This window comes from Priestia koreensis (genome assembly GCF_001274935.1).
In the GTDB taxonomy this organism is placed as follows: domain Bacteria; phylum Bacillota; class Bacilli; order Bacillales; family Bacillaceae_H; genus Bacillus_AG; species Bacillus_AG koreensis.
This window is the reverse complement of record NZ_LILC01000002.1, coordinates 306,529-319,788: the sequence shown is the minus strand read 5'-3', so window position 1 is coordinate 319,788 and position 13,260 is coordinate 306,529. Positions and strand designations below refer to the sequence as shown.

Annotated in this window: 13 protein-coding genes; 7 read left to right on the top strand and 6 right to left on the bottom strand. The window is 40.0% G+C overall.

What is annotated here, in order from left to right; translation table 11 throughout:
• Positions 1 to 55 precede the first annotated feature (55 nt).
• From AMD01_RS01560 to AMD01_RS01550, 4 genes are all read left to right on the top strand, one after another.
• The gene (locus AMD01_RS01560) at positions 56 to 250 is read left to right on the top strand and encodes an alpha/beta-type small acid-soluble spore protein (protein ID WP_053399626.1); all 195 of its coding nucleotides are present in this window, start codon (positions 56 to 58) and stop codon (positions 248 to 250) included.
• 56 nt (positions 251 to 306) lie between these two features.
• Positions 307 to 633, top strand: coding sequence for a hypothetical protein (locus AMD01_RS23820; RefSeq protein WP_157052575.1), 327 nt, complete (start codon positions 307 to 309; stop codon positions 631 to 633).
• A 190-nt stretch (positions 634 to 823) separates the two neighbouring features.
• Complete coding sequence (locus AMD01_RS01555) at positions 824 to 1,264, top strand: MarR family winged helix-turn-helix transcriptional regulator (protein ID WP_053399625.1); 441 nt, start codon at positions 824 to 826, stop codon at positions 1,262 to 1,264.
• Between the two features lie 103 nt (positions 1,265 to 1,367).
• Positions 1,368 to 2,555, top strand: a complete 1,188-nt coding sequence (locus tag AMD01_RS01550) for an MFS transporter (protein WP_053399624.1) — start codon at positions 1,368 to 1,370, stop codon at positions 2,553 to 2,555.
• A gap of 47 nt (positions 2,556 to 2,602) precedes the next feature.
• Here the strand turns inward: AMD01_RS01550 and AMD01_RS01545 are convergent, their stop codons facing one another.
• From AMD01_RS01545 to AMD01_RS01530, 4 genes are all read right to left on the bottom strand, one after another.
• Complete coding sequence (locus tag AMD01_RS01545) at positions 2,603 to 3,850, bottom strand: anti-sigma factor domain-containing protein (RefSeq protein ID WP_053399623.1); 1,248 nt, start codon at positions 3,848 to 3,850, stop codon at positions 2,603 to 2,605.
• The gene (gene sigI / locus AMD01_RS01540; RefSeq protein ID WP_053400091.1) at positions 3,847 to 4,596 is read right to left on the bottom strand and encodes an RNA polymerase sigma factor SigI; all 750 of its coding nucleotides are present in this window, start codon (positions 4,594 to 4,596) and stop codon (positions 3,847 to 3,849) included. Before sigI ends, AMD01_RS01545 begins: the two co-directional genes overlap by 4 nt.
• 254 nt (positions 4,597 to 4,850) lie before the next feature.
• On the bottom strand, positions 4,851 to 5,651 hold the full coding sequence (locus tag AMD01_RS01535) for a TerC family protein (protein WP_053399622.1): 801 nt from the start codon (positions 5,649 to 5,651) through the stop codon (positions 4,851 to 4,853).
• A 280-nt stretch (positions 5,652 to 5,931) separates the two neighbouring features.
• Entirely contained in the window at positions 5,932 to 6,555 is a 624-nt protein-coding gene (locus tag AMD01_RS01530; RefSeq protein ID WP_053399621.1) for a DedA family protein, read from the bottom strand.
• Between the two features lie 248 nt (positions 6,556 to 6,803).
• Between AMD01_RS01530 and AMD01_RS01525 the strand changes: the two genes are divergently transcribed.
• From AMD01_RS01525 to AMD01_RS01515, 3 genes are read left to right on the top strand one after another with little or no spacing between them, the layout of a single operon-like run.
• Positions 6,804 to 8,348, top strand: coding sequence for a spore germination protein (locus tag AMD01_RS01525; protein ID WP_053399620.1), 1,545 nt, complete (start codon positions 6,804 to 6,806; stop codon positions 8,346 to 8,348).
• Positions 8,349 to 8,353: 5 nt separating this feature from the next.
• On the top strand, positions 8,354 to 9,448 hold the full coding sequence (locus AMD01_RS01520) for a Ger(x)C family spore germination protein (RefSeq protein ID WP_245638859.1): 1,095 nt from the start codon (positions 8,354 to 8,356) through the stop codon (positions 9,446 to 9,448).
• A gap of 17 nt (positions 9,449 to 9,465) precedes the next feature.
• Positions 9,466 to 10,578 carry a GerAB/ArcD/ProY family transporter gene (locus AMD01_RS01515; RefSeq protein WP_053399618.1) on the top strand — a complete coding sequence of 371 codons (1,113 nt, stop codon included), beginning with the start codon at positions 9,466 to 9,468 and terminating at the stop codon, positions 10,576 to 10,578.
• Between the two features lie 9 nt (positions 10,579 to 10,587).
• Here the strand turns inward: AMD01_RS01515 and msrA are convergent, their stop codons facing one another.
• Positions 10,588 to 11,544, bottom strand: a complete 957-nt coding sequence (msrA, locus tag AMD01_RS01510) for a peptide-methionine (S)-S-oxide reductase MsrA (RefSeq protein WP_053399617.1) — start codon at positions 11,542 to 11,544, stop codon at positions 10,588 to 10,590.
• Positions 11,545 to 11,620: 76 nt separating this feature from the next.
• Positions 11,621 to 13,222, bottom strand: coding sequence for an MDR family MFS transporter (locus AMD01_RS01505; protein WP_053399616.1), 1,602 nt, complete (start codon positions 13,220 to 13,222; stop codon positions 11,621 to 11,623).
• Positions 13,223 to 13,260: the final 38 nt, after the last annotated feature.

Here is a 13,260-nt window from a genome sequence, read left to right as displayed (position 1 = left end):
TTTAACAACGAGTTACTTACTCGTTGTACTCAAAACAAAAAGGAGGGAAATCACAATGGCACGCAACAACAAACTTCTTGTACCTGGCGTAGAAAGCTTCTTAGATCAGTACAAATACGAAATCGCTCAAGAATTTGGTGTAACTCTTGGTTCTGAAACGTCTGCTCGCAGCAACGGTTCTGTAGGCGGAGAAATCACAAAACGTCTTGTTCAACAAGCTCAATCACAATTCAACGGGCAACAAAAATAATTTATAAACTTTATATCATATGGCTAAAAAGGTGCTCCTACGAGCACCTTTTGCTTGTGAACAGAACTCCCCCCTCTGGGTCTCCACGCTGTTTATTTATATCGCTATCGGTTGCTTTCACCGGTCTATCGATTAGTTCTCTCGGTCTATGGATTAGTTTTGCTCTTCTATCGATTGGTTTTTCGTTTTTATCGATCATTTTCACCGCTGTATCATCTTATCGTGCACTTTCACCGTTCTATCGATCACTTTTCTCCGCCTATCGATTAGTTTTGCTCGTCTATCGATCGGTTTTTCGTTTTTATCGATCATTTTCACCGCTGTATCATCTTATCGTGCACTTTCACCAGTCTATCGTGCACTTTTCTCCGCCTATCGATTAGTTTTGCTCGTCTATCGATTAGTTTTTCGTTTTTATCGATCACTTCCCCCTCCTTATCAACCATTTTCCGGATTCAATCGATCACTCCCCTCCTCTCTCACCCCACACTAATATAGTTTGTATACAAACTATATTTACACAAACAATTTTATGTGATATTGTTAACAAGGAAGTTATTCGGGAGGTTTACCATGAAATCATTAGATGAAGAGGTAGGATTTCTTACTGTACGAACAAGTCGACAGCTAAGCCAGTTTTTAACTTTATCATTAAAGCCCTTTGAAATTACGATCGAACAGTGGGGCGTATTGAAGCGCTTGGAAAAGCAAGTGCTGTTAACGCAAAAGCAGCTAGCGGAAAAATCAATGAAAGATCATGCAACGCTAACGAAAATTTTGGATTTGTTGGAGAAGCGTTCACTTATTCAGCGCCTGCCGAATCCTGAGGATCGCCGCTCGTTCTTAATTGAAATTACAGAAAAGGGTATTTCGTTAAAAGACGAGCTTTTTCCTTTTGTGGAACGGGTATTTACAGAGGTCATTGAGGGCATTGAGGCGGATCAGCTTGCCATTTATCAAAAGGTGATGAATCAGTTAGAAAAAAACATTCAACATCTGACAGCTGAAAAGTAATTTTTCCTGTGCACTCAGTAATCATCCTGAGTGTCATTTTATTTTTTCGTAGGTGAAGACGCCCCTTTTACATCATACATTCAGACAGAAAGAAGGCGGAATAATGAAAGAAACAAAACTTTGGACCGTTCCATTTACGATGATCGTCCTCACAACATTTATCTTTTTCATTTGTGTCCAAATGTTAACAGCTGGATTCCCTGTGTACATTGCAGGCATTCAGCATGATACGGCGAAGGCCGGCATTATGACAACAGCATTTATGATTGCGGCCATTATCACGCGGCCATTTATGGGAGCATTACTTCATAAAATGAACATGAAACGAACGCTGTTAATCGTTTTCGCTGTGATGACCGTGACACTCGTTCTTAGCTATAATCAGTCAGCACTCTTAATTTTAATTCCACTACGCATTATTCAAGGAATTGGTTTTGGAATTAACACAACGATTTTAGCGACGATGGCGACAAATCGTATTCCTGGTAATCGTCTTGGTGAAGGAATCGGGTACTTTGGGATGGCAACAAGTCTTGGTACCACGCTTGGACCGATGGTGGCACTATCTTTGTTACATTCGTTCTCCTTTAATATCATGATTATCTCGTCTGTGATCTTAATGGCTCTATCGTTTGTGTTCGCTATTACGGTGAAAAATCTAAAATTGTCCTACACGCCTCCGAAAGGAACCGAGAAAAAGCCATCGCTTCTTCATTACGCGTTTGATTCTCGTGCGCTATTACCCGTCTTTTTAGTGATGCTGTTTTACTTCGGTTTTGCAGGTATTATTAACTTTATCGATGGACTTGGTAAAGAAGCAAGCTTAGGAAGCCACGTATCTCTGTTCTTCCTCATTAATGCGGTCATTATGGTCGTCATTCGTCCGTTCACTGGTCGCATCTATGATCGCTTCGGACATAAGTACCTCGTGTATCCCGGTGCACTGTGCGGAATTATTGGATTGGTTCTTCTATCAAATACGTACAGCATGCCCATGTTTATTTTAGCAGCGATTTTATACGGCGTTGCTTATGGTATTATGCAGCCAACATTCCAAGCTTGGGCAGTTAGCCGCGTTGAAGTAGACAAACGTCCAACAGCAAATGCAATGACGCTTAGCTTTATGGATTTAGGAGTGGCGCTTGGCTCTCTTGTTTTAGGAAGCATTGTGAGCCACACAACATTTCATATGATGTATGCTTATTCTTCTCTGCTTGTAGTAGCACTTCTTATTCTATACTTCTTCCGTAAAACAACTGCACAGACGCAAAAATATACGGTCGAGCAATAAAATAAAAACAGCCGGTGTGAGCGCAATTCACACCGGCTGTTTTTTTATTATGGTTGAGATGGTGTCTCATTTAATTCTTCATTTGACGAGGGGGACTCTTCATCTATTGTCTCCTCATCAGCATTTTCCTCAACTGACGGAGGAACGGCTGATTTATGAACCTTTTTCGGTGGTTCTTCCTCATGCGTGGAGTCATTTGGCTTCTCATGCTCCACCTCATCAGGGGGAGTCGATGATTCCTCCTCGTTGGAATGCTTCGAATCTTTCTCATGATTATTTTTCTCTTTTTCAGCAGAAGCTGGTTTTTCTCTCTCTTCTTTAGGTGGTACTGGTTGATTTTTGTTGTCTCTGTCGGGTTGTTCTTTTAGTTTTTCTTGTTTAGTTTGTTCATTTTTTTCTTTTTCTTTCTCTAGCCATTTTTCATTTTCTAGTTTTGTGCTTTCTTTTGGAGGATACGCTGGCTTTGGCGGCTGATCTTGCTTTTCTTTTTGTTTTTTCGCATGTTCATCCGCATCCGTTTTTCGATCCGTATCCTCTGTCTCCGATAATTCTACCGAGCTTGACTCCCTTTTTTCATCCTGAACCTTCTCACTAGACGGCACAGACAATTTCATCTCTGCTTCCTGCTCATTTGACCTTTCAGCAGGCTGTGCCCGCAGATATGATCCTGTTGACACGCCCTGCTTTTCAGCCTTTTCCCTCGTATCGTAGGAAGTTTCTTTTGCCGTAACACGCACGTCATCTGTTGTCCATTCAGTGGTAATGGTTTGAACCTGTTCCTGTAGCTTCTTTTTATAAGCGTGTACGTTCTTTCGCTTTAAAGCCGTCGCGATATAGATTTCGTGTTTTTTCTGCAAGTACCCCTCTTTTTGGCTAAGCGTAATAATATTGGTCGTCACTTCATGAACAGGCCGTTTCTTCCATTTAGGCAATTTTTTTATGATTGTCTTTCCCTCTTTGTTATACGCATGTATATCGGTCACATTCATATGACGATTCAGTTCTAATTCAAGACTAGGATTAATGTCAATGGACATGTAAGCATATACCTGGTTTTGCGAATAATACGGAATGAATGATAGAAGCAACAGCGCTGCTACAAAAAGCGGCACGAGAGCTAGTTTTGTGCGACGTTTCTTTTTCTCTGTTGTCGCTTCAATAAAAACCTCATGACCTTCTACTTCTTCTCCTATTACGTAGTGACGCTTTTTATATCGTGCTTTTACGAACTCGCCATCCGGGGTTAACATTGTGACATAATCAGGCTGTATCTCCATAATAATGCCTTTTTTCAATGATTGAGCACCCCTTTTAAGTAATCTTTCAAATAGATATAGTCACCTGTTAACACAATGGCCATCGCAATAATATACTTTCGATTGCGTTCAATCGTTTTGCGACTAACCTTCACGTGACGCTCAATTTGACGAATCGGAATTTGCTTTTTTTTAAATAGCTGTTCACAAACTTCCTCTTGATTCACAATATATTGAGCAACCTCGATGGCATTAATACGGGCATCATAATGCTTGGGAGACTGTTCGACAATTTCTGATAAACTCATCCCAAACTTTTTTAGTACTTCATGAAATTGAATAATTTCTTGCTGACGCAGTTCTTGTTCAATGGATTTGTGATAGGCATGGATGGACAAATCAGCTTCTATCTTCGATTGAGCTCCTTCCTCTTCCATGTCTTCCTTCAGATCGAAATGCCAAGATCGCACTCGCACTTCCTTGCGAATATAATCAATCACCCTTCTTTTGATGATTAATTCCGCAAACGATAACAATGAACTGCCTTTTTCTTTCGTATATTTCTCAATAGCTTCGTTAAAAGCGATGAGACCAATGCTAAATTCATCATCTGTTTCATGAATGTATCTCTTACAAACGCTAGAGACAGTTTTCGCAATAAAAGGCTTATACTGATCAATCACCTCATTTTGTAATTGTCCGTCACCTTTTTGAATTTGAACTGCCATTTCTTCTAACGTTTTTCGTCGGCCGACTCCAAACAGCACGTTGAGCAATGGTTTCACCTCTTTTACCTTTACATCTTTCGTTCCGATGCTCAAAATTTCGGGGGCAGTCTAAAACTTTCCCCAACACGAGCCATCATTATAACTCCTCCCTTACAGTTTGGCTACGCATGTTCCAGGATTGTTACGAAAAAGAAAAGTATCGAAACATTTTACATATTGTCGGCACATTACCTCCTAAAATATCCCTCCATTTATGCCACTTAACAAGAGAGAACTCCCTCTATTTAGAGGAAGCTCTCTATGATTGTTCATTAGCTATTGTTCGCTTTCTTGTATGAATTTTCAGAGGACTCATCGTTTCCTGCTTCTTTCTTCTCTTTTGAAAAGAACCAGCCTCCAACAGCGATACCGAGAAGTACCGTCCAGAAAATCCCCTTCCATAAACCTGATTCTGGGAAGTGATGACTAATAAACCCTAGGCTTGGATGCGCCAACGTATGAACCGCTAGTTTGACCCCAACCCAGCCAACGATTAAGAAGGCTGCAGTCTCAAGACCAGGACGTTTTTTCAATACCTGTACGAACAGGTTTGCTGCAAAACGCATAATGACAAGCCCGATAATTCCTCCAGCGAAAATGACGATAAATTGTCCACCGTCTAATCCACCGATTTTAGGAAGTGCTGTTTCTGGTAACGTAACAGCCAAAGCGACAGCCGCAAGAATGGAATCTACCGCAAAAGCGATATCCGCTAACTCTACTTTAATAACGGTAGCCCAGAAGCCCGATTTTGATTTGGACTCCTTTTCTTCCTCGTTTCCTTTTCTAAAGTAGTGCTTAATAAGGTGATTGATCGAGATGAAGAGTAAATAAAGCGCTCCAATTGCTTGCATTTGCCATACGTTCACTAAGTACGAAATTGCAAAGAGTGAACCAAAACGGAAAACAAATGCACCTGCTAATCCATAAAATAATGCTTTTTTACGCTGGTCATCCGGTAGATGTTTCACCATAATTGCCATCACTAGCGCATTGTCTGCTGCCAAAATCCCCTCTAATGCTACTAAAATCAGTAAGACCCATCCATATTCTAATAACAACGATAGTTCCATCTGTTTAGTCTCCTCTCACTTCCTATTTTTTGTTACTCATTCGACCTCAGCAAGGAAGGGAAAACGCAAAAAGACCTTTGCCAAATATGGCAAAGGTCTCGCTAAGCATGATAAATGCCAACAAAGCCGATGAACGCAATGTTCATGTAATGACGACTTTGTTTCAGGTTTCCCTGACGCTACTCCCCTTCACTGAGGAAGAAATTCGTATTTACTTGTCTTTATTTTATGAGATTCTGTAAAACCTGTCAATTGTTTCTTTCTCATTTTTGCAAAATTGTCACTTTTTAGTCAAAAACTCTTTGACTGAATAGCGACTTTTTCTTTTCTTTCGCTTAATTAATATATATATCACGATGAGGATAATTATTCCAATGACAATCGGAAGCGTGTATCGATCCATAATTTTTCCAACATCTTCCCAATGCGGACCGAGCTTGTAGCCAAGGTACACATAAAAAAACGTAACAGGAAGCATGGCAAAAAAAGTGTAAAGACTAAACGCAAGGACGTTCATTTTCGCCATTCCACATGGAATTGAAATCAGCGTGCGAACACCTGGTAAAAATCGGGCCGTGAATGCAACGGCTCCGCCATGACGGGCGAAAAACGTATCAGCTGCATCTAGCTGCTTGTCTTTTATAAAAAAATACTTTCCGTACTTCTCAAGAAACGGGCGTCCTCCCCATCTCCCTATGAAATAGAGCGTTAATGGTCCGGTCACCCCACCAATTGTTCCAGCAAGAACCGTTAACCATAAATTCATATCTCCCTCGTATACCCAAAATCCTGCCATCGGAAGTACAATCTCCGCGGGAACAAATTCGAACGTGAGAGCAAAGATAATGCCGAAATAGGAAAACTGTTTGAAAAATTCAATAAACGAAAAGATCCACTGTTCCATACTGTAATTATCCACCGCCTACATACATTAATCTCTTTGGTAACGTCGAGAGCTGTATGCAAAGGTAACAGCCTCTTTTTTATTCACGTGCCGTCCGAAAAGAATTTCCGTTCTCTTTTCTTCTTCTTAACCTACCATATGTCTCTGTGGAAGAACAAATGATAATTTTGTGTCCAAACCGCTATGAATAAAAAGGAAGCAAAAGAACAAACTACCACTAAATATAAAACAAGCGGTGAGGGATCAAGATGTTCAAAAATTTTTTCAGCTCCAAACGAACAAAAGGATCGTCAGAACAAAAGCCAAAAACAGATAAAAACACATTGGAAATCATTGAACACTTTCGTCAATCAAGTGATTTTTTGTATATGTCAATCGGACAAAAAGACAATCACTACCTAGTATCTTATTTTAAGTCACTAGTTAACATTGAAAGCTTGCAGCGTCAGTTTATCTTAAAAGTTCAAGAAACGATTGCACCTATTACGGATTTAGAAGATTTAAAAGATCTTATTCCAATTGAGGACATTAGCATTTCAACAGATCCCTCTGAAATTCAGGAAAAAATTTTACAAGGTTATCTCTTTTTTCAGATTCGTAAAAAGGATCCAAAAGGCGCTTTAATTAAAGTTCAAAATTCAGACGCAGGATATCGGAAAGAGAACGATACCGATAATGAATTCAGTGTAATTGGACCAAAGGTGGGGTTTGTAGAAGATTTAGATATCAATTTATATTTAATGCGAAAAGAAGTTGTTTCTGACAAACTCGTGCTGAAAGAGCTAACAGTCGGATCACTCTCCCAAACGCGTGTAGTGGTGGCATACTTAGAAGATGTAACGAATCCTACTTATATTGAAACGGTTACGCAACGATTAAATGACTTTGAGTTTGATATTATCTTTGATAGCTCTATTTTAGATCATGCTATCAACGATTATTCTCGCACACCGTTTCCAACTTTGCTTACTTCTGAACGTCTTGATCGTGTTTTGTATTCTCTAACAAGAGGACAAGTGGTCGTTTTTAGTAGTGGATCGCCTTATGCTATAATCGGGCCTGCCACGTTGTTTGATTTTTTCATTTCACCTGAAGACTATTACATTCCATGGATTGTTGGATCGTTTGTGAGAATCATTCGTATTTTCGGGGTGTTTTTCTCTATTTTTGCCACTCCTCTTTATGTAGCGGTCGTGACCTATCATTACGAAATGATTCCAAAAGATTTACTTGGTCCTATTATTTTTTCAAGGACAAATGTTCCTTTTCCACCCGTTGTTGAAGTTCTATTCCTAGAAATCACCATCGAGCTTCTTAGGGAAGCAGGTGCAAGGCTTCCATCTAAAGTCGGGCAAACACTTGGTATTGTCGGAGGCATTGTAATTGGACAGGCAACAGTTGAAGCCTCTCTTACAAGTAACGTCCTATTAATTATTGTATCCCTGACAGCCCTTGCATCCTTTACTACACCTATTTTTAAAATGTCCAATACAATTCGTCTCTTACGTTTTCCATTCATTTTTTTCGCTGCATTCTTTGGAATTGTTGGAATTACCATGGGGATGATGTTCATGCTTGCTCATCTGCTACGTCTAAAGTCGTTAGGTAATCCTTATTTGGTCCCGTTTTATCCCTTTAGACCAACTGATTATGGAGATACATTTATTCGCCCTGCTTTAAATAAACTCGACGACCGCCCAAGCTTTTTGCGCACTCTATCCAAAAAGCGATATGATGGAAATTCTTCTAAAAAGAAGTCTCCTAAAAAACAAAACGAGCTAGACAATGAATAAGGAAAATGAGTGATCGTATGAAAAAATTAGGCACTATTTTAGTACTCCTTCTACTAACATTAACAGGATGTTCAAATCAGGAAATTGTGGATGAAATCCAAATTGTTAACTCCTTTGGTTATGATTATGAAGATGGGGAAATTAAGGGAACGATCTTGTATCCTTTGTTTAAATATGGGGCAACAGAAGAACCTAGCTTAATTGCTGCAAAAACAAAAACGACGTTTGATGTACCTGCAAAGCTAGACAATAAATCACCTCTTCCTATTGCCGATGGACAGTTGCGTAGTTTGCTTTTGGGCGAATCTTTTGCTAAACATGGGTTGCGAAACACGATTAACACCATCTCTCGTAACCCTAATTTAGGACGAACACTTCAACTGGCTATTTCAGAAGGTAGTGCCCATGAGTTGCTTAGCTCTGTAACGAGGAAAAAAATAAGTGACACACAGTATATTAACAAATTGATTGAACAAAACATTCGTTTAGAAAGCTTTCCACGTACAAATTTTCAAATTTTCTTGTTTAATTTTTTTGCAGAAGATCGTGATGCTTTTTTACCTTATTTAAAGAGTGAAAAGAATGCCATTAAGCTGAATGGCATTGCGCTTTTTAAAAAGTATCAGTTTGTTGATGTTATTCCAATGAAACATGCCTTTATCTTTAAACTACTGGATGATGGTTCAAAAAATGGACGATACATGATGAATGTAAAAAAAGGAAACCATAAAGGACAAATTGCGCTTCAAAACTTGTATACAAAAAGAAAATATTATTTAAAGGGTACAAGGGAACAACCTGAAATCCAAATTGTTCTTAAAATTGATGGAAAGCTTCAGGAATATCCTTATTGGATTAATGTGAACAACCCTGAGAATGTGAAATTGATCTCAAAACAGTTAAAAAACAAAATTGAAAGTGAATCCCACTCTATCATTAATCATATTCAAAAACTGGATGTCGATCCACTTGGATTTAAAGACTTTATCCGAAGTCGTACTCGTCATTATAATCACGAACGAATTCGTTCTATCTATAAAGATATTCCTATATCGGTACGTGTAGATGTAACGCTTGTTCAAACTGGAATTAATGAATAAATACGGAGGCGTTATTTATGGAATCAGCGGTTAAACCAAATCATCAAGTCTCGCCATATTTCGCCTTCCTCCTCATCCATGGCCCTCAAGTTGGCGTTGGAATACTCGGTTATCAGCGTATCCTGATTCAGGGAGCTGGACAAGATTCTTGGATCACTGTAATCACTGCTGGAGTCGGTGTATCTCTTTTAATTGCAATGTGTTACTATATCTTGAATTTAGAACGTCGCGATCTCTCTGATATTCATCGTCTGTACTTTGGAAAATGGTTGGGAGGAATGGCAAACCTCGTATGGGCCCTGTACTTTTGCATGCTACTCGTCACGGTCTATCGAACATACATTGAGGTTATTCAAGTATGGATGTTCCCACTTATGCAAACATGGATGATTTCTATCGTGTTAATACCCCTTATTTACTACATCATCATGGGCGGATTTCGAGTCGTTGCAGGGATGATTTATTTTAGTATCATTTTTCCTCTTCCGCTTATGTTGTCGTTTATTTTTCCGATGCAGTATGCCCATGTAGAAAATGTTCTGCCGTTCCTAGAACATAATCTATACGAATACTTTTTGTCTCATCGAACCATGAATTATGAATATTTGGGATTTGAGTTTTTATTACTGTATTACCCTTTTATCAAAAATGCTCAAAAGTCTCACAAATGGGCTCAAGCAGGTAACCTGTTTACGATACTGATTTACCTTGTTATTACGCTCGTATCACTAATGTATTTTAGTCAAGGACAGCTGAATCATGCCATCTGGGCCACTCTTACCATGGCAAAAATCATTGAAATCCCATTCATTCAGCGTTTTGAATATGTGATTATTGCCCTTTGGCTTCTCGTGGTGATGCCTGGCATTTGTTTGTCAGCATGGGGATTCATTCGAATGTTTAAAAAGCAATTTGGTGGTAAATCATCTTGGTATTTACGCTTAGTAGTGGTTCTTTTATTTGTAGGGGCAATCTACTTTAAAGATCGTCAAATGATCAACCTCCTGAATAATACCGTCTCTCAATTTGGGTTTTATCTTGTTTATGGCTACATTCCATTTTTATTTATCATCGCGTTTATCCGAAAACGAATCAAAACCAAAAAAGCTCAAAGGAACGCATCCCTTTGAGCTTTTTTCTTATTGAAATAAATCCTTAAATTCACCGTACCCTTGCTCCTCTAACTCACTCTCTGGAACAAATCGAAGCGCAGCAGAATTAATACAGTAGCGCATTCCGGTCGGCTGAGGACCATCATCGAATAAGTGGCCAAGATGTGAGTCTCCGTCCTTGCTTCGCACCTCTGTACGAACCATATTATGACTGACATCCATGTTCTCTTTTACTTGCTCCGTTTTTAGCGGTTTCGTAAAGGATGGCCAGCCACAGCCTGCATCGTATTTGTCTAGAGAGCTAAACAACGGCTCGCCTGATACGATGTCCACGTAAATGCCTTCTTCTGTATGATTCCAAAATTCGTTGCGGAACGGTGGTTCAGTGCCGTTATTTTGTGTCACTTCATATTGCATAGGCGTTAATTTCTTTTTCAAATCGGCTTCTTTTCCTTGATCTTTCCACGTCTCTTTTAAGAAGCGCTCACGCCCAGATCCTTTTCTGTACATAGTGTAGCGAATTGGATTTTTCTTGTAGTACCCTTGATGATACTCTTCCGCCTCATAAAAAGGCTGTGCTGGAAGAATGTCCGTTACGATTGGGTCAGAAAAAGGACCATTCTCTGCTAGTTCTTGCTTCGACTTTTCAGCCGCCTCTTTTTGCTGATCGTTATGATAGAAAATCGCCGTACGGTAAGATTCTCCACGATCCGCAAACTGTCCACCTTTATCCGTTGGATCGATTTGCTGCCAGTATAATGTTAGTAATTTTTCATACGGGAACACATCTGGATCAAACGTAATTTGAACGGCTTCATAGTGCCCAGTTGTCTCGGAGCATACGTCTTCATAGCTTGGATTTTCTTTATGACCGCCTGTATAACCAGACACCACGCTAATAATTCCAGGCTGTTCGTCAAACGGCTTCACCATGCACCAGAAGCACCCTCCTGCAAATGTCGCTAGTTCTTGTCGCTGTCCCATTTTCGTTCACCATCCTTTTATTGTTTGTGTTCCTTATTATACGCATTCTTCGCATACTATCCAACTTTTCGGCTCGTTACATCGCCTGCTGTTTTTCCTTTTTTTGCTTTTCATCTGCAGGCTGACTTGAGCGAAGTGGAATTTCTTTTAAGAAGAATGTTAAAAGGAAACCCGCTAACACCACAAAAGCAGCAATGAAATAGACGCCTGTTAAACCGTAGCTCAGTACGTCACGCATTGAATCCATAATTTTCGCAAACGCAGGAGCAAGCTGCGAAGGAATGCTGTCTTTCAATTTTTCTAGACCATCATGATTCATTAAAATTTGTGGATCAAGCTTCTGGACAATTTTTGCAAGCATCGGGTTGTTCATCATTGATGCGCCCATCTCTGAGGTTACTTCTTTTGTTTCATGCTCCATACGAAGGTTCATGATCGTTCCCATAAGCGCAACGCCAACCGTTCCACCAATTTGACGGAACAACTGTGCAGAAGCTGTCGCAACTCCAAGAAAACGTTGTTCGACCGCATTTTGAATTGTCAGCGTAAAGACAGGGAAACTCATACCAAGCCCGACACCAATAAAAATATTACTCACAATGACGTGTGTGATGGTCGTATTTAGATCCATAAACGCCAGTGAGAACATGCCAGCTGACATGACCAGAAGACCTGCTAGTGCCAATATTTTATATTTACCGGTCTTACTAATGAATTGACCGCCAAGCGTACTTGCAATAACCATTCCAAACGTCATGGGCATCATAATAAATCCTGAAGCGGTAGCTGAGCGGCCAATGACACCTTGAATAAAAAATGGAATATACATCGCCGCACCAAACATTCCAGCCCCAAGGATAAATCCAATGATGTTTGATAACGAAAAAATTGGATTGCGGAATAAGTGAAGGGGTAAGACAGGGCTTTTCACCTTATTTTCCACCACAATAAAGACAATTAATGACGCAATGGTTGCCACAAACAAACCGATGATTTGCACGGAAGCCCAGTCGTACTTAGATCCTGCCCACGAGAAAGCGAGTAAAAGAGGCGTAATCGTCGTAGTTAAAAAGAGTGAGCCTGCATAATCCACTTTCTCTCCTGCTTTTTTCTCCACGTTTGGAAATAAGACAAGGATAAGAACAAAAGCAACAATTCCAAACGGTAGAAACACCCAAAACACCCAGTGCCAGTTCGCATTATCAACGATCCAACCGCCAAGCGTTGGACCAAATACGCTTGCTAATCCGAATACAGAACTCATCAGTCCCTGCCAGCGTCCTCGTTCACGCGGTGCGAACAAATCACCAACCGCAGCGAATGCCGTCGACATAATCAGTCCACCACCAAGCCCCTGTACTCCGCGACATGCAATTAATTGAAAAATATCGTTCGAAAAGCCTGCTAAAAGTGAGCCGACTGAGAAAATTCCGATCCCAACTAAAATAAACGGCTTTCGTCCATAAATATCAGACAGCTTTCCGACTAATATAGCGGTAATACTTGAAGCCAACATGAAGATTGTAAATACCCAGCTAAAATACTGGATGCCCCCAAGCTCTGCAATAATTCGAGGTAGCGCTGTTCCAACGATCGTTTGATTGACCGCAGCAAACAGCATAGCCGCCATAATCGCAATCATAATCGTTACCTTACGTTTGTAAGCTAAATGTTCCATGATGCATCTCCTTTTTATCGTTTAAAATCTTTCACTAT